The sequence below is a fragment of the Paenibacillus sp. Paensp38 genome (assembly GCF_059491915.1).
On sequence record NZ_CP168516.1, the window covers coordinates 3141582 to 3159350 of the forward strand.

Below are 17769 nucleotides of genomic sequence, written 5' to 3' on the forward strand. Positions count from 1 at the left end.
GGAGAAGCCACGAATTCAAACTGTATTCAGTGTTTCACCTATTTTTTACAGACCGTTACAGCGCATCTTTTTCCGTATCTTCTTGAGCAGTCGCTGATGAAATACTAACCTCAGGAATCATTTCACTCTTTTTACGCCATTGCCCAATTTCATGAATGACGGCTGAGGCTGTCTCCTTAATTTTGTCAGTATACTCAATTGAAGTGTCTGAAATTTTCCCCACTAGCTCCTGTCCCTTATCACTTACGTTGCGCGCCTGATCTGTAATATTCTGACGCAGCTCACGACCTGACTTAGGGGCAAATAATAAAGCAGCAACCGAACCAACAATGCTGCCTGCCAACGCGCCTCGGATAAAACTTTTGCAGTTCTCCTTCATCATCATCTCTCCCTTGTGCCCGGGCGAATGCCCATCTGTTAGTGCATTATAAGCATGGGGAGCTTGTCATGACACAGAAAACAAGCCTGAAAAGTTTCACTTTTTTTTAGAGCGGATACGATACAGGCAACAACGGCCCCCATCTGCCAAACAATCCTCACGAACAACCTCGGCATCAAGTAGCTCCTCAAACATTTGCTGCTCGCATTCACAAGCCTTGCGGTAACGGCCTGCAATTTGAGAGATAGGACAATTGTATTCCACAATAGAGTAGCTACCATCCTCTTCCTCGCGCCACTCTGCCATATATCCGGAAGCATTCTGGATGCCCGAAAGCTTTTCCACACGTGAAGCCAGTGTAGTCTCCCCCTCTATATGAGGGGCGTATCGCTTCATCATTTTACGTTTTCTACCATCAAACAGCGAGTAAACAGCTTCCATTCCCTGTTCTTCATCGAGTTCCTCTAACAGTTCCAGTAACAAATGATCATAATTACGTGGAAACTGCTCGCTTCCCTGCTCGCTCAGGCTGTACAAAAACGTCGGGCGTCCCATAGCCTGTCTCACGATTGTAGCCACGATCAGGCCATCCTGCTCCATCAATTTGAGATGCCTACGCACTCCCATTTCGGTAATGCCTAATTGAGCTGCCAAGCTTCCGACGCCCACAGGTCCCTGGGTTTTCAATAGTGTCATGATCATGCGCCTAGTGGGCATTTCGGGTACGATATACTTATCCGTCACTTTTGCCTTTACACTCCCTCGGGCTGGGGACCCAATTCCTTATTTAAATAATCATGCACGTTAGATGCAAAAAGCTCCAGCAACCCAGGCAGCTTTGTTGTAAGCGGGTGAAGGCTTGTCCGGTCCCAATGGAAATACTCCTGCACTAAGGGTTTACGTAAGCCTACCAGCTCTACTAGCGAATGAAATACGGTATCATCCAGTACACCTTCCTCATGAATGATACCGATAATATCCTCATAGCTACTGGCGTCACGCATAATAAATCCGTCGATGATATAGCTTCCTACGTCCGTTACCGTCTCAATGGCCAGATGAAGACAGCGCTCCTGCACTAGCCCCTGCAACAGATCGCCGTTCCAGGAAGCAGAAGTCTGGCGAAGTCCGGCGACAATGTCGGGAACAGCCCCTAGTCGAAGCTCAATTTGTTCCCGGTTGACATAATACAAGGTCCTGCACCTCCAGTACCGCTTTAGATTTCATAATCAACTGCGATAGATACATCCTTCACTTCATTCATGTGTACAATAATTTCCTGGTGCACAGGGTGTACCTGATACGTTTGCAAATCCTCCAGTGTTTCGACAACAGCGGTAAGGGAAATATCATAAGAACGTTCCGAACGAATCACATCCGTACCTACTTCGAGTGACAGCAGCTCTTTGATTTTGCCGTTCATGCTGCGCAAAATGGATGCTGTGTGCTCAATGCTTTCGGGGGAGCGGTCTTTCAATTTGAACAAAACAATATGTTTAATCATGCGTATAGGCTCCTTATCTTAAAATGTTCTCTTGAAAATTTTATCATAACGCCCCACATACGGAAAGAAACTTTGTAATTCTAGCGATCTTTTCCACCATTTTTACCATCAGACTCCTTGTCCTTTAATAGGGCAAAAAAATTCTTGAGCTTCGGTGGGAGCGGTAGACCCATTCGTGAACAGTTTTCCGTAATAGAGATCAATTCATTGGATAAATAAAAATACGTTGCCGCCCCTTTCATGATTTCGGTACCCATCAGGAGGTCCACATGATGCGCCAAAGAAATTACCATTAGCATTAAAGCCTTTCTCGCCAACCCCCAAAAGCCGGCTTTACTGCTTAAACCTTGCCCAGTCTTAATTGCTGCGGCGACTCCAGTCACATAATCGACAGCCATTGCAACCGTGAATAGCACCATTAGCTGATTCCAGCCGCCAAATGCAAACGTAATAAAGGCTCCTGCGGTAGCGCAAATCATACTAAACATACTCGGATTAATATTCATACCTGCTCCTCCTCTCGAGGCGGTTACTGTAATATATGCAGCGACGTGGTAACCCGTAAAGTCGTATGACCTGTGCATAGACATGAATTCATAGATTCATATAAACCATGCTGCAAACTTCACATTTTTGAGCAAATACAACAAAAAGACACCTTCCAAACCACTATATAAATGGTTGAAAAGGTGTCTTTTTTCTTTCATGCTATTCAATTAACGATGATCATTCCAAAAATTAAGCGGAGTCATGTTATCATTCAACGGCTCGAACGAATAGCCTTCTTTCTGCAAAGCAGCCATGATTTGTGGAAGCACCTTGATCGTAGATGGTTTATCATGCATAAGAACGACTGGTGTTCTGCCTTGCTTTTTCAATCTCTTTATATCACTTAGGACAGTCTGTACAAAATGCTGTGGATTTTTAGTATAACGCCAATCATTGGAATCGATGTTCCAGTCCCAAATATGATAGCCTGCACCCGTCAGTTGATCGCGGTATGCTTTCTTCAAATACGGTTTGCTGCCATAAGGTGTACGAATCAAAGAAGTGCGTTTCCCTGTGGCCTTAAATAAAATGTCGTTATCCTGATTCATCTCTGCCAATGCTGCTGCCGGAGATGCATAGATTTTCTTCACCTGATGCGTCATCCCATGCAAGCCCAAACCATGCCCTGCGTCTACCATTCTCTTCATCACTGTGCTATGTTGGCGAATTTCAGGTCCCAGCATGAAGAACGTAGCCTTGGCATTATATTTGTCCAAAATATCCAGCAGCTGCGACGTATGCGCTGTAGGACCATCATCGAAGCTCAAATAAATCGTACGGCTGGATGATGAGGCAGTTCCCTTGTTGCCTGTATTGCTAGCTTTGCCTAGCTTAACAGCCGCGTACTGTTTAATTTTTGCCGCGAATGTATTCAAGAACTGAGCATCAGACAAACTAGCATTTGCGTTCTGAATTCGATACAGATTACTTGTTGGAAGTGTAATAGTGAAGCCGAACGCATCTGTCAAAGTGCGAATTGGCACCATTGTACGTCCTTCATGCTCGAACACATCCCCCTTGTTCAAATCCAGCGTAAAGCTGCGATTATGTCCAGTCAGTACCAATGTATTTCCGTTGGCCGAAGTAGAAATCCCCATCTTTTGCCCTAACGTAACGATAGGAACATACAACTTATCATTTTCCATTACAGGTTTAATCGTATTCGAATCTAGTAACACATCATTGACCCCCAGCAAAGGAGCCTTCGCTTGTGCACTCGCCGTATTCGTATGTATACCCAGCAAACCCAAACAACAGATTGCCATCAAGCATACAGCCATCCATTTTACTTTTAAAAGCTTCATTCATTACACCATCCTGTGCTGTATTTTATAATGTGCGGGAGCTATCTCTAGCTTGTCTATGAAGTTATACAGACATGACGATATAGACATGGCAATATAGACATTCACTCAACATATAGAACATAAACGCATATAAACCGACTGAACCGGACGTCTTTTCGTTCCCCCTATATATACTAATAGATTACCAGACTATAGTAGGTAAATATAGTAAAACAATTTGAAAACAATCTCGCAATCCATCTTACCAAATAAGTTACAAAGTTGTGAATAAATTTTGATAGAACTAGAGACTACCTGAAGAAATATGAAGGTAAGGTACTTGGGGATAGAACTCTGGTATCTGACTAAATATTCTAGGTATCTAATAAACTATGGAATGTCATAGAGGAGTATCATTTAACCCGTTTACAAGGTACTAGGTATTGATAGATATAAAGAAAGACCCTGAGGATTGCCGCCCTCAAGGTCTCAAACTTATTGAATAACTACATAAAACAAGAAAGCTTTTTTGCTATCAGTTGAAGAGAGCAGGTAGTATACGAATGAATCTTTTTTATCTTCCCTCACATAGAATGTCGATTTATACTCTATAAATCGTACTAATGAGGCGAATATGGTTTTTGCCGCATTTAAGTTAAACTCTTTTAGTTTAATCACAATATTATACTGACCATCATCATATTTAACAGAAAAATCTGCGATATTATCCTGTCTTTCAAAGAAGTCCGTTGTCTCTGACCAAATCCCTATCTCATATTCAGTATTTAGATTCTTTGATAATTCTAATAATACATCCTTATTCATCTCTTCTTATCAACTCCAACTATAATTATTAAGGTTTAGGAATATAAACGCCCCCCGAAGCAGGAGAATGGACAGAAATAATTCCTCCACTTTCGTTGGTTACAACCTTATTGCCCCGAGCATCTGTATATTCCCATGTTTTCCGCCCTAGGTCATCAACCTTACTTTTCCTATTCTTTTTATTGTTGTTTATTATGTTGTCAATCGTTTGAGATGAAAACCCTCTCTCATTTGCACGTTCTGCACCATGTTCACTAAATGAATGACCTCCAGGTGTCTTGTCACCTGTTTTAATAATACAATCACCCGTATTAGTATTGTGTACCCAAATTCCTAAATCGGTTACATAATACGTATGGTAGTCAGCAACGGCAAAATTATAAACTGTAACAAGTTCATCTTGTTCGACAAACTCTACCTTGTCAATCGTTAGATTGCTTCCGTCAGCTTTTTGGAGTTTATCGCCCACTCGAAGTTCATCTGCAAGTACCCAACCTTTTCCTTCAACATAGAATGGATGATTATTGGTCGTCTCAATGACTTGCTCTCCAACATTCAATTTAATAATATCATCACGTTGGTTGCGGAATAAAGCTGTTACTTCCTTGTAAGCCAACTCCCCATCAGGATTATTCTCATCTTTGGCGAGAACCTTATCTCCGACCTCAATGTCTTCGATATTCTTCTCCCCTTCGTCTGTTTGAACCTTCGTACCCGCTGTAAAACAATTACATTTCCCTGATTTTATTTTACCGCTATACTTCCCTCTACCAACAGACTTTCCGCCAAAATCACCGATCATCCCCATCGCAGCTATGCCAAGGACTTCGGCATCTGTCCACTTTTGGTATGCACTTAACAACTGATCTTTAGCCCAATCAGACTTGCCAGAACTATTCTTATAATCACTGGTTCCCGTTAATAGATCGTATAAGTAATTGTACTGGTTTGCTCCTCCAAAAATGGACACAAAATCATATCTTTTTCGTATGAAATCCTTGTATACCTGATAATCCCGATTTTTGCTGGAACTCGATTTAAGCCTAGCTTCATTTAGTAATATTCTAAGCTCTTGATAATCAATGGTCTCAAAATAATGTCCGCTTGGGTCCACATAGATTAGTGGATTATTGGCTACATACGTATACCAGTTCAAGCTTTGAGGATTGCTGATCTCTCCCTGATACGTATCCTCGCCCATAAAACGGGCTGTGCCTGGATCATACCAGCGAGCCCGCAGGTACTGTAGCCCGGTCGTATCGTCCCAATACTCACCAGCATAACGCAACACGTTCGGAACGGTCTCTTTGACCTTCTCCGGTCCACCCCAAATATCGTAGCTGTAGCTATTCAGTTCCTTGCCCGAACTATCACTTAGACCTACCACATCACCGTGACCGTTGAGCTGATAATATTGCAACTGCCCGCTTGCCTTGTCCTGTCTGGCCCACAGTTGACCGGACAAGTCATACACGTAAGCGTAAGTGATCTTGGCTGTTTCACCTTGGACCTCGGCTTCTGCAATCAGCTTCGCTTCTTCGTCATAGTAATACCGAGTCGTTTTGCCGCCCTCTGTACGCTCGTACAGTAGACCGTCTCCGTTATAGCTGTACCCTACCTCTTTGCCTTCACCGGTCACCTTTGTCAGACGGCTGGCAGAATCATACGTATATTCAGCATTTTTCATGCCGAACACTTTGCCACTGCCTTCAGCACTTCGGTTTCCATTCGGATCGTAGACATAGGTCTTATTCTTTTCACCAGCGGCTTCGCTGGCAATACGGTTTGACGGGTCATATCCAAACTGGTCTGTTGTTCCGTTTTGTGTACGTCCGATGATGTTTTTATTCCCATCCCGTTCATACCCAAATTGATGTAGCGACGTACCACCGTGCTCCACCGTAACCCCGGATAAATCCAGTCCGTTGTAGCTGAATCGCGTACTCAGCCCTCTGCTCGAAGACTGGCTTTTCAGCAAACCATTAGGGGCATAATCAAACGTCATACGATCCAATGATCCGCCCGCAGCAGCACTCGCTTCTCCCAAACTCTGTACATTTGCCGCACCGGCCCCAGCACTAATGTCCATTTGGGTAACTCGGCCCACACTGTCCAGCTTGGATTGAACGTGCATAGACGTGCCAGCAGCATCTGTTAGCACATAGCCTGTACGAGACTGCTTGTTGTATTCATAGCTGATGTGCGTACCATCAGGGTACTTCAGCCCAGTCAAGGCTCCATCTGATGGATCATAGGCATAGGAGGTCGTTCCCTGACCGTCAGTCATGCTTTTTCTTCGTCCTGCGCTGTCATTAGGTATAATTTGTTTGTTTTTAAAACTGGTTCCGCTGCTTTGGTAACCAACCCGTCTACAATATGCTGAAAGAGTGATCGTTCTGATTTATTTCAAAATTATAGATGAGTTACAATAAAAGCCACAATACAAAACTATATCGCATTGTGGCTAAATGTTTAAATCTTGTATAGAGAAGGAAAGAACTTGCAGGCGACACTCTTAGGAATTTACCCTTTCCCTTTTTAGGCCTTTCACATTTAGGTTTGTATCAATTTATTAAGAGAGTGATACGTATCTTCAGTCATAAATACTCCAGTTATCCTTTCATTAACAAAGCGAACTATATCGAGTGGATCATAATCAACATTCGAATCTATATAAATTAATTCAACGTTTGATAACCCCTTACGAATCAAATCTTCCCCTAATTTTTTATCTCCCTTTCCTAGATAATGCATCCCCAAATTTGTAAAGTTAGTAACATGTTTCGGACACTCTTGTATAGACTCATTTAAAAATGAATCAAATTTACAAATGTCCATACTCTTATAATGCCAAGCAAGAATATAGGACAACATGGAGGAGACTTCACAATTCACTGTACTTTTTAGTTCAAGTGCTTTCCCTATCAGCTTTTCATCTAAGCCACCTAAATACCACTCGGAAAAGAACAATATTAAAACAAAAAACAACAAATTATCTTTGTGAAAGGATAAAGCATCGTTGAGATACCTAGTAGCTCGTTCATAATCTTCAATCGGAGAAAGTGTCTCCAAAATGACCAATCTAGCCCAGCCATCAACATCATCCGGATGTACTTTCAAATAATCTAGCATCAACCTTTCTGCTTCCTCAAGAAAATCACGATTAGCAACTAATTTAGATATAGTATCTTGCAATTTTATATCTTTCATTTTGTCACTCCAATTTATTTAATGAGGTTCCCGATTACCCTATCAGCAGTTCCCGTAAAGGTATTCACGTTAATTACTGTACCATTTTCATTAACGTAAAACCTTATCGTTACATCATATCCGTTAATTTTAGTATGCATTTGGTTCGAACCTTGTTTAAACTTAGAGGAATCTACTGAACCAATTTTTTCAGTTATACTGCTGAATATTGATTGTCTATCTTTCCCTAATTTCATTATCCCATCTTTAATATGATCGGCTGAGAATACATGGCTCTCATATCGCTTAAACAAATCTGTCTTAAAGCTGATTTTTGTAAAGCCTACCGTTCTTACTCGGCCAGCAGACTTTCCGCCAGAATTACCAATCATACCCATCGCGGCCATACCAAGGACTTCGGCATCTGTCCACTTTTGGTATGCACTTAACAACTGATCTTTAGCCCAATCAGATTTGCCAGAACTATTCTTATATGCACTGGTTCCCGTTAACAGATCGTATAAGTAATTGTACTGGTTTGCTCCTCCATAAATGGACACAAAATCGTAGCGTTTTCGTATGAAATCCTTGTATACCTGATAATTCTGATTCTTCTTGCTGGAACTCGATTTAAGTCTGGCTTCATTTAGTAATATTCTAAGCTCTTGATAATCTCTGGTTTCAAAAAAATGTCCACTCGGATCCACATAGAATAGCGGATTATTAGCTGCATACGCATACCAGTTCAAGCTTTGAGGATTGCTGATCTCTCCCTGATACGTATCCTCGCCCATAAAACGGGCTGTGCCTGGATCGTACCAGCGAGCCCGCAGGTACTGTAGCCCGGTCGTATCGTCCCAATACTCACCAGCATAACGCAACACGTTCGGAACGGTCTCTTTGACCTTCTCCGGTCCACCCCAAATATCGTAGCTGTAGCTATTCAGTTCCTTGCCCGAACTATCACTTAGACCTACCACATCACCGTGACCGTTGAGCTGATAATATTGCAACTGCCCGCTTGCCTTGTCCTGTCTGGCCCACAGTTGACCGGACAAGTCATACACGTAAGCGTAAGTGATCTTGGCTGTTTCACCTTGGACCTCGGCTTCTGCAATCAGCTTCGCTTCTTCGTCATAGTAATACCGAGTCGTTTTGCCGCCCTCTGTACGCTCGTACAGTAGACCGTCTCCGTTATAGCTGTACCCTACCTCTTTGCCTTCACCGGTCACCTTTGTCAGACGGCTGGCAGAATCATACGTATATTCAGCATTTTTCATGCCGAACACTTTGCCACTGCCTTCAGCACTTCGGTTTCCATTCGGATCGTAGACATAGGTCTTATTCTTTTCACCAGCGGCTTCGCTGGCAATACGGTTTGACGGGTCATATCCAAACTGGTCTGTTGTTCCGTTTTGTGTACGTCCGATGATGTTTTTATTCCCATCCCGTTCATACCCAAATTGATGTAGCGACGTACCACCGTGCTCCACCGTAACCCCGGATAAATCCAGTCCGTTGTAGCTGAATCGCGTACTCAGCCCTCTGCTCGAAGACTGGCTTTTCAGCAAACCATTAGGAGCATAATCGAACGTCATTCGATCCAATGATCCGCCCGCAGCAGCACTCGCTTCTCCCAAACTCTGTACATTTGCCGCACCGGCCCCAGCGCTAATGTCCATTTGAGTAACTCGGCCCACACTGTCCAGCTTGGATTGAACGTGCATAGACGTGCCAGCAGCATCTGTTAGCACATAGCCTGTACGAGACTGCTTGTTGTATTCATAGCTGATGTGCGTACCATCAGGGTACTTCAGCCCAGTCAAGGCTCCATCTGATGGATCATAGGCATAGGAGGTCGTTCCCTGACCATCAGTCATGCTTTTTCTTCGTCCTGCGCTGTCATAGGTGTAATTGGTTTTAAAATCGGGACCCGCCGCTTCGGTAACTAATCCGTCAGCGTTATATTGAAAGGTAATGGCCTCCGATTTTCCTGTCAACATACGGGTGATGTTTCCATCTGTATCGTAAATATTTAACGTAGTTCCTCCGCTTGATTTCTCAAGTAACGTACGTCTACCCAGCTCATCGTATGAATACACATTCTTTTGCCCATCAGGAAACTGAACGGTCTTCAAATTTCCGGCTAGATCATACACATAGCTGACCTGCTGTCCGGATGGATCAGTGACCGAGGTCATTTGTCCCAAAGCATCGTAATCATAGAGCGTGCGTTGACCATTACCGTCTGTACGGCTAGTGACCATACCCGCATAATTATAAGCTAACGATTCCAGCGGCTGAAATGATCCATTTTTAGCTTCTTGTGTGGAAGTCACACGACCTAAAGCATCTGATACTTCACGCACACGATAACCGGACGCATCCGTCTGAGTAACAGTACGATCCACTGCGTTATAAGTCACGGTATCTGTGGTTCCATCCGCATAGGTCGTCTTCACAGGTCGTCCAAAGGCATCATAGGCATAGCGAGTGGTTGCTTGTTCAGCATCCGTGCTTTCTACCATATCTCCATGATCATCATAACCATATCCGTAAATCGCATCACCCACCTGCTGCTGGAGCATCTGTCCGAATGGATTATACATTCTTTCAGCACTTACTCCATCTGGTCCGGTGACGGTGACATCGTTCGTATCATCCTTATACACCACAACCGTCTGAGTTCCATCCGGATAAGTAACCTTCGTTACACGTCCCAAAGCGTCATATACGTAGGACTCTGTTTTGCGCTTGGCATCTGTTTGGGACTTGATTTCCCCAGTCGGATAATAATCATACGTATACTCAACACCTTTAGGCAAAAGCTGTCTTGTTGGGAGCTGAGAACCATAGGGAGATTTATAATCAATCGAAACATCCGTATAGTTTCTGTCATCAATAAGAACTTTCTGACCACTTACATTCCCTTTTGCATTGTAAAAAGTATAGGTATCTGATAAAAGCTTCCCTTGCTCTGTACCTTCATAGTTTTTCAGTTCATACAATGTACCCTCTGCTTTATAAGTTCGAACTGTCGTTCCAGTTTTTCCTTCACTTATTTTAGTAACCGTCTGGGTAGGTTGAATCCAGAAAAAAGGCTCACTAGAGGTTTTATACGTATGAACAGTCTCCAATCCAGTACTTTGGGATACTTTTAGTGGAAGACCATATTCATTGTAGTCATAGGAGGTGGTTACAGGTTCTGACGAAGAACCTCCCTCCGTATACGACTCTTGCATTTGCACAGGCAAATTCCAGTCCATGGCATCATTATATATGTAGTTTATATGATAGCCGGTAGAATCACCCTCTTGATCATAGCGGTTAAGAACAAGCTTGTCTGGTGTATTATCACCTCTAAAGACTTTACCAAAATGGAAGGTTTCTGTTGTACGCGTCCCTTTAGCAACCACCGTCCACTCAGCATTTTTGCCATAACTTGCTAGATCTTCTCCGGAATACGCGAAATCAAGTTTATTTAAAAAACGATCGCCGGCAGTTGTACTGTACATATCAGCGCGTGAAGCCACCTTAAACACGCCTTGTGTACCGTATACGCCTATCTGCTTGTTATAGGCTTCATACCGAATGTCTGTAATCGATGAAGTAGGTCGTACAATTCGTGTAAGGAGCGCGGTTTCATTGGATTGTAGAGCTCCAGTCTTTCCTTCACCATTTACGACTACATTAAAAGGAGCATCCATAAATGTGTACGCATAGCTTGTGCTTCGGGAAAGAGAATCCAATACTTCTGACAGCACCTTGCTGCTTCCCTCGCCACTTTGGCGATAGGTGTACTGATGGTCCGTGCCCTGCTCTTTAACAACAATTTGCCCGGCATTGTAAGTGAAGTCAAGCTCTTTGCCATCACTGTTTCGAATCGATCGAATAAGCTTTACTCCACCAGAACTTGTATAATCAAACTCCACCCGATTCTTATACGCATCCTGGATTAAAATCAAATAACCGTCCTGATCGATATAATAGTCATTTCCATTCAGCACTGCTATTTTGTATGCACTGCTTACTCCCTGCACACTTGCGCTTTGATCTGTACTGATCTTCAGATCTTTGTACGCATATCCTTCTAGCTGCAAATCATCTCTCAGTTCATAGGAGCCTGTTCCCGGAATATACAAATACCGTTTACCATCCTGTTTCTGCATATGAGGAAGATCCCATTTCCAGCCTCTCCCCAGACCAGAAGCTGCTTCTTCCTCGCGGATGGCACTTGTGTTTGTATACAACCCTTCATTTTGCTGCACACCAATCTGATTATTTGCCAATGAACTGTTATACACACGAGTCAATGCAAAGGGCAATGACCCGGGCAGTACCAAATCCGTATTTTGAACAACGAGCTGTCCTGAAGCGGTGGACACACTGTTGTCACCATAGTCCATTCCATAACGAGACGTATCATCACTCAACCTGCTTTGTGCAAGCGCCGCCTGATCAAAAGGAGCATACACATCTGTTGTAGCTGATACCTGCAACAAACTTTGTTTAAATAAATCCTGCCCGATCAGTCCGCTTTCTCCTGGAGTCGGAGCATATACGGAATCATTTACTCGGGGTATAGATGGGATAACCATCTCAGTCGTGTCTGGAGCCGGCTCTTTACCCTCTTCCTTATCAAGTGGATGTTGAGTTGCCTTTTCATCCTGGGTAGCCTGAGCGGGCTTTTCACCCTCCTTCAGCGCAGCCGACTCATCGGAAGGCTCCACCTTTGCATTTATGCCCAATGTCAGTTCATTCTGCTGTACCCACAAGCTTGGACTTTGTTCTGGTAATGAATTTTCTCCACCATCTTTTTGCCATGCTTTATAAATATCATATAAGGTATAGCCTTTGGATAACTGTGCATTGACCCAAGCCTGATCCTTACCTGTTTGCTGTGCAAGCCATGCTCTGGTAATAATCTGCGGAGTAGAAGACGAAGAAGATTGAGAAGCTGCTGCCTCTCCGTGTCCTTCTTCTCCATATGCCCATGTGCTCCATGGACCCAGCAACATCAGCACACATAGTAGACTACAAATATAACGTTTAAACACTCGCTCACCCCTATTAATAATGCCTATACATCTAATGATCTGTTATATTTTTCCGAAGCCAAGACATCCTTTTAATCTGTAAAAGGAAATACCTTTTTTGTCCGTTTAATGACGTTTCCGTTTAAATCATAATCCAATTGAATTTGATCACCGGTGAATAAAATAACTTTATTCAGTCGGTTTCCTTTGCCGTATTCGTATGAAGTATCTTTGCCAAGCGCCATATGGGCTGCCTTAATTACAGTTTGTAATGCACCGCTATTAATTTCTGACAGCTTCACATAAACCGTTTGACCTGCCTTCATCTCATACTCTAAGACCGTGTAATCCCAACCATATATTTGTGCTTGCTCAGTTGAGGAGACAAGCTGACTACTAAAATCAGGGTCCGTAAACAAGGCTAGAATTGGCTGCTGCGCAGCAAAGTTGGATTTCTCCTTCACCGCAAAACGGTAAATCCCGTCTTCTTTGGGTGTAAACCGATATTTCCCTTGTTGGCCTACCGTAAAGTCAGCTTCCTTATCTATAAGCTCAATTAGCTCGTCCAGCTTGCTGTCATCGTTATTTTTTACAGCAAACACACGATAAGGCGCTCCAAAGTTAACAGCAGGAGTAGTTGCAGCTACGGAAAGATGAATATTTGCGTTAGCTGGCACTTGCTGTTGAGTATCTGTCGCCTCTTTATGTTCTCTAATCACTTTTCCAGCACGATCTGCAACAGTGAACTGATATGTTCCACCCGTTGCTTTCGCATTCGTCAAAACAGGTGCTTCCTGGCTCCCGCGATTGATCCATACTTCCTGCTTGCCGCCAGACAAAGACGTTTTTAATAATGCTGGTTCTGTGCTTGGATCTGCTTTAATGTCATTGTTGAAATGAATGGTTACAGCTTGCGGCGAAGTGACGGTTACAACAAGCGTACCTCCTGCTCCAAGTGAGATTTCAGGTAGAGAAGCATCCATACCTGCCCTATCCACCTTGGAATTCACACCGCTACCTTCTCCATACATGGCATAGTCATAGAGACGGCTTTCGTTTGAAGCATCTGTGGTTAATGAGGAAGCCTGTGAGCCAACATTATGGAATACATAGCTTTCTCCCTGCTTGATGGTAACCTGATTGCCTGTCGGCACCTGAGCATCCTCAACGTCGAATATTCCTAACACAGCTCCATAAGTCACGGGTACATCCGAGACCGTCGTTACAATGGCATAACCTCCAGCCTGTACCAACGGCAATTGAGTCGTATCACTGGCCTGACTGTATACCGTCCCGTCTGCCTTGTAATTCATGTAATTCCACTTCATACCGCTGACTGAAATGACGTCTAGGGCCTTGTCCAAAGTGCTTACATTTATAAATTTCCGGCCTTCACCGCGTTTTAGTGTAATTCGATGGAAGGCAGCCTGCCCGCTAAGCAAAGCCTCCACCTTATTGCTATAGGTAAAGGTAATTGGCCGATCGGATACATTGGTGACAATGGCTTTACCGCCAGCGACAATCTCTGGGTCCACTGTATTGTTGAAATGATCTGATGTCAGTAATCGAAGCACTTTATAACTTGCAGCATCAAAGTGTGCATTGCCACTGCTTTTGTCATGCCGCAATGAATTCGATTGACTATCATGATTACGAAACTCATACGAATCTCCCGGCTCCAGCGTCGTTTGCCCGATACCATTATCATCTTCGCTGGCCTTAAAGCTCCGATAGATACCCCCAAACGTGATTGGCGTGTCACTGGTTACCGTCACACTAGCCTTTTTACCTGCACCAACCAAAAAGGTTGAGTTCCCGGTATTGCGCCTGGATTGCTCTGTATCATCTGCTTTATACAGGACCACATCAAATTTTCCTTTAACAGTTTTGGCTGTGCTGTGCAGATTCCTCAAATGATCACTAATATTGGTAAAAGCATAACTTTCACCTTTCGAAAGTGTTACCCGCAAGAAAGCAGGATGGCTACTCGTTTCCCAGGAAAAATCATCTGTATAATCAAAGATAATAGGATTCGGACCGATCACAGTCACAATGGCATATCCCGAAGGCGGGATCATGGGACCAGACTGGCTGTTAAAACCAGAGGAATTTACCGTTCCATCCGGCTTGTAAATAGCATAGTCGAACAAGCTTCCTACCTTTTTGGAGTTATTGTAGATCGGATTCACCAGCGTACCATTGTTGTGGAAAATGTAGCTCTTGCCTACCTCAAGCTCCACACGGCTGATTGCATCTCCACCCACTGGACGGGCAATAAAATTGCGATATGGAGCCCCATATGTCACCGGGTTTGCAGTGACCTGGGTAATTACCGCGTATCTGTCCACAGCAATCTGCGGCTTCGCCGTAGTGCCACTGCCGCGTGAAGCCTCTGTTCCGTTTGCCAGATAAACAACATAGTCAAGTTTATCTTTAGATGTACCGTCACTTTCCACCGTATCCAATCGGGTTCCCACATTGATAAATTGGTAGCTTTCTCCCTGATTTAGGGTAACCCGCGCATAAGCCGGCTCGCCGGTGCTTTCTATACTGTATTTACCGTATGGAAATCCGAAGGTAACCGCATTGGCAGTGGAACCTGTAATAATCAGTTCCTCGCCATCACCCAAAGAGGGATGAGCAATGCTATTAAGATCAGATGCGGATAAAGTTCCGTCTGCCTTGTATTTTGCGTAATCAAAACGGCGATTGTCTGCATTTGACCCATCATGCTGAATCGAACGGGCAGTCCATCCTTCATTCACAATCCGATAGCTTTCATTTTTAGAGACCGTAACTCGCTCTAGTGCCGGGTCCTCCGATGTACTGTAGGTGAAGACGTCCGTTACTTTTACGGTTAATGCTGCTGTTCCTGTATTCGTAATAAACGCTGTGCCTCCCCCAGGAACACCAATGGGGCTTATGCCATAGTCCATATGGACAGTGCTGATGTCTCCGTCCTCTTTGTAACTTACACTATCGTACAAAATGCCTTTTGATTGAGAAGCGTTGCTATATATGGACTTACTGATCGTATCTGTATTCTCGAATTCATAGGTTTCCCCAGGTTCGATAACAATTGACGTATACTCCACCGCTGCCAAACTCATCATGAGTGCGTTATAAACGCTGTTTGTTGCAGAGGTAGGCGGATTGAAAGAAACTGTTTCATCAGAAAGCTCCTGCTCCTCCTGTACCAAACCTGCCTGATCCAGTTGTACTCCGTCCCTTAAATCTTGTTTTTCCGCTCCTGCCACACTAGGCAAGCACAGCAAAGTGTTTGTTGCTAAAAGTGCCGTCAGAAACCATACCATTACCTTTTTACAAATCATCTAGCTGTATAACCTCCTTTTTTCTCGTCAAAAAAATCCATGTCGGGCTGCAAGGACCCACTTTTATCTCTGTACATCCTTACAATTGTAAGAGAAGAACATGTTACCTCCATTTCCATTAAAAATGTCACATTTTAATATGTCGGCACCTTAAACTTCCATTTTTATAGGCCAAATGGACCTTATTTTCCATAAACCGGTTAAGCCCATGGGATTAAAAGAAAATCAGGAGAGGAGCCACTTGCAAACCCCCCTTCGGGTATAGTAGTATGTGTTTAAAAAAATCGGAGGGTATATGCCTAAACAACAAGATAAACATTCCATTCAGGCGTGGTCTCTGATCAATCGCAAATATTTGGGAAAAGGCGTGCGTGTCAAACGTTTTCGTAAACCAACACGCTGTCAAGTACGCAATCGCGTTTTGCTTGCCGTTTTGATGGCTAATGACATTAAACTGTCCCAACTTGCCGAGGAGCTTTCCATTTCCTCCCGTAGTGTCAGTGCGTGGGTATATGAAGGTCGCATTCCCGGCAACACTAATCTGGAAAAGACATGTAATACACTTGGTTATCCGCACCATATCCTATTTAATGAAGAGGTTGTCCGGCGTTCACCACTCATCTGTCAACCAGCGCCGTCCCGTTTTATGAAACGGACTGTGACTCGTTCTCCGGTTAAAAATCGGATTTTGGCGGGTCTATGCATGGTACATGATATTTCGGTGACCGATGTGAGTCATTGGATTGGAGTTCACCCCGGTACATTTCGGAAATGGTTGCATCAGGGTACCGTTCCTTCGCAAACTTTCCAGGATCAGGCGGAACAGTTTTTCCGTATTCCAAAATCCATTTTGTTTGCTGATGCCATGCTGAAAAAGTAAAAATGTCCGTAAAAGAGAAATGATTGTAATTTTCATGAAAGTCTTTGAAAGGAACGCATTACCATCTTTCATTCGCTGAGACTTTCACATCATGTAATTTCACAGAATATAAAATGCAAAAAGCACAGTCTACCGATTCCTCGGTGTACTGTGCTTTTTAGATAACAGAGCATTTAAATATTTCTTGCTTATATTTTATCAGTATCTTAAGAATGAATGCTTACCGCTTCAGTTGAACGTCCAGCTTCTTCCTTAATGGACTTTAGCTTTTTCATCACCGGGTTGCCTCCACGTCCAAAGTAGTCGTGAAGACGGCAGTATTCCTCGTACAGCTTATCATACACGGCCGCGTTCTCAGGGATCGGTTTGAAGTTCTCGTCCCGTACACGGCCATATGACGCGCTGCTTCGACGATATCATTGTAACCTCCAGTTTAAGCTCCCGCAGCCACTGCTGCGAACATGGCCGCACCCAGCGCAGGAGTTTGGGTGGAAGCTGCAACCTTAAATAAATTCCCGTCCGGTTACGTCAGCAACGTATACCCGACAATAAGCCCTGTCAGGTTAGTGTCGACCAACAGAGAACGGTTACAGACCGATTGCATTGACCCTTTATTCTTGGTTCTGCTTTCATTATATACTTGTACGTACAACTTAGCTAACCTTTTTATGTTTTTTCGATAGATTTATGTACTTATTTTCAGAAAAGATATAACAATAACAGTCTATTTCTGCAATCCAGAAAACAGACTGTTCGGTATGGCGAGAACCATGCCCATCAAATATGAAG

Annotated in this window: 12 protein-coding genes and 1 pseudogene; 1 reads left to right on the forward strand and 12 read right to left on the reverse strand. The window is 43.6% G+C overall.

The window, feature by feature from the left end:
• Positions 1 to 55: 55 nt before the first annotated feature.
• From ACEN8J_RS13630 to ACEN8J_RS13680, 11 genes are all read right to left on the reverse strand, one after another.
• Entirely contained in the window at positions 56 to 379 is a 324-nt protein-coding gene (locus ACEN8J_RS13630; RefSeq protein ID WP_495593578.1) for a YtxH domain-containing protein, read from the reverse strand.
• A gap of 96 nt (positions 380 to 475) precedes the next feature.
• Complete coding sequence (locus tag ACEN8J_RS13635; RefSeq protein WP_029516682.1) at positions 476 to 1123, reverse strand: helix-turn-helix transcriptional regulator; 648 nt, start codon at positions 1121 to 1123, stop codon at positions 476 to 478.
• Between the two features lie 8 nt (positions 1124 to 1131).
• Positions 1132 to 1572, reverse strand: coding sequence for a DUF86 domain-containing protein (locus ACEN8J_RS13640; protein ID WP_069011066.1), 441 nt, complete (start codon positions 1570 to 1572; stop codon positions 1132 to 1134).
• Between the two features lie 23 nt (positions 1573 to 1595).
• Positions 1596 to 1883 carry a Dabb family protein gene (locus ACEN8J_RS13645; RefSeq protein ID WP_013309679.1) on the reverse strand — a complete coding sequence of 96 codons (288 nt, stop codon included), beginning with the start codon at positions 1881 to 1883 and terminating at the stop codon, positions 1596 to 1598.
• Positions 1884 to 1963: 80 nt separating this feature from the next.
• Positions 1964 to 2389, reverse strand: coding sequence for a phage holin family protein (locus ACEN8J_RS13650; protein ID WP_029516680.1), 426 nt, complete (start codon positions 2387 to 2389; stop codon positions 1964 to 1966).
• Positions 2390 to 2599: 210 nt separating this feature from the next.
• Entirely contained in the window at positions 2600 to 3736 is a 1137-nt protein-coding gene (locus ACEN8J_RS13655; RefSeq protein ID WP_495593580.1) for a polysaccharide deacetylase family protein, read from the reverse strand.
• Between the two features lie 477 nt (positions 3737 to 4213).
• Complete coding sequence (locus ACEN8J_RS13660) at positions 4214 to 4543, reverse strand: hypothetical protein (RefSeq protein ID WP_318626743.1); 330 nt, start codon at positions 4541 to 4543, stop codon at positions 4214 to 4216.
• Positions 4544 to 4571: 28 nt separating this feature from the next.
• On the reverse strand, positions 4572 to 6830 hold the full coding sequence (locus ACEN8J_RS13665) for a polymorphic toxin-type HINT domain-containing protein (protein ID WP_449291700.1): 2259 nt from the start codon (positions 6828 to 6830) through the stop codon (positions 4572 to 4574).
• Between the two features lie 266 nt (positions 6831 to 7096).
• On the reverse strand, positions 7097 to 7753 hold the full coding sequence (locus ACEN8J_RS13670) for a hypothetical protein (protein WP_495593581.1): 657 nt from the start codon (positions 7751 to 7753) through the stop codon (positions 7097 to 7099).
• Between the two features lie 14 nt (positions 7754 to 7767).
• Positions 7768 to 12789, reverse strand: coding sequence for an RHS repeat-associated core domain-containing protein (locus ACEN8J_RS13675; protein WP_449291698.1), 5022 nt, complete (start codon positions 12787 to 12789; stop codon positions 7768 to 7770).
• A gap of 71 nt (positions 12790 to 12860) precedes the next feature.
• Entirely contained in the window at positions 12861 to 16100 is a 3240-nt protein-coding gene (locus ACEN8J_RS13680; RefSeq protein WP_449291697.1) for a hypothetical protein, read from the reverse strand.
• Between the two features lie 295 nt (positions 16101 to 16395).
• Here ACEN8J_RS13680 and ACEN8J_RS13685 point away from each other — a divergent pair, with 295 nt between their 5' ends.
• Positions 16396 to 16980 carry a helix-turn-helix domain-containing protein gene (locus ACEN8J_RS13685; protein ID WP_007429779.1) on the forward strand — a complete coding sequence of 195 codons (585 nt, stop codon included), beginning with the start codon at positions 16396 to 16398 and terminating at the stop codon, positions 16978 to 16980.
• 206 nt (positions 16981 to 17186) lie between these two features.
• Here ACEN8J_RS13685 and ACEN8J_RS13690 read toward each other — a convergent pair.
• A pseudogene (locus tag ACEN8J_RS13690) lies at positions 17187 to 17569 on the reverse strand (ribulokinase); the annotation flags it as partial.
• Positions 17570 to 17769: the final 200 nt, after the last annotated feature.

What these genes read in the sequence shown, in the direction of transcription:
- ACEN8J_RS13630 (WP_495593578.1), bottom strand. Translation starts at nt 379, where the DNA reads ATGAAGGAGAACTGCAAAAGTTTTATCCGAGGCGCGTTGGCAGGCAGC.
- ACEN8J_RS13645 (WP_013309679.1), bottom strand. Translation starts at nt 1,883, where the DNA reads ATGATTAAACATATTGTTTTGTTCAAATTGAAAGACCGCTCCCCCGAA.
- ACEN8J_RS13650 (WP_029516680.1), bottom strand. Translation starts at nt 2,389, where the DNA reads ATGAATATTAATCCGAGTATGTTTAGTATGATTTGCGCTACCGCAGGA.
- ACEN8J_RS13655 (WP_495593580.1), bottom strand. Translation starts at nt 3,736, where the DNA reads ATGAAGCTTTTAAAAGTAAAATGGATGGCTGTATGCTTGATGGCAATC.
- ACEN8J_RS13660 (WP_318626743.1), bottom strand. Translation starts at nt 4,543, where the DNA reads ATGAATAAGGATGTATTATTAGAATTATCAAAGAATCTAAATACTGAA.
- ACEN8J_RS13665 (WP_449291700.1), bottom strand. Translation starts at nt 6,830, where the DNA reads ATGACTGACGGTCAGGGAACGACCTCCTATGCCTATGATCCATCAGAT.
- ACEN8J_RS13670 (WP_495593581.1), bottom strand. Translation starts at nt 7,753, where the DNA reads ATGAAAGATATAAAATTGCAAGATACTATATCTAAATTAGTTGCTAAT.
- ACEN8J_RS13680 (WP_449291697.1), bottom strand. Translation starts at nt 16,100, where the DNA reads ATGATTTGTAAAAAGGTAATGGTATGGTTTCTGACGGCACTTTTAGCA.
- ACEN8J_RS13685 (WP_007429779.1), top strand. Translation starts at nt 16,396, where the DNA reads ATGCCTAAACAACAAGATAAACATTCCATTCAGGCGTGGTCTCTGATC.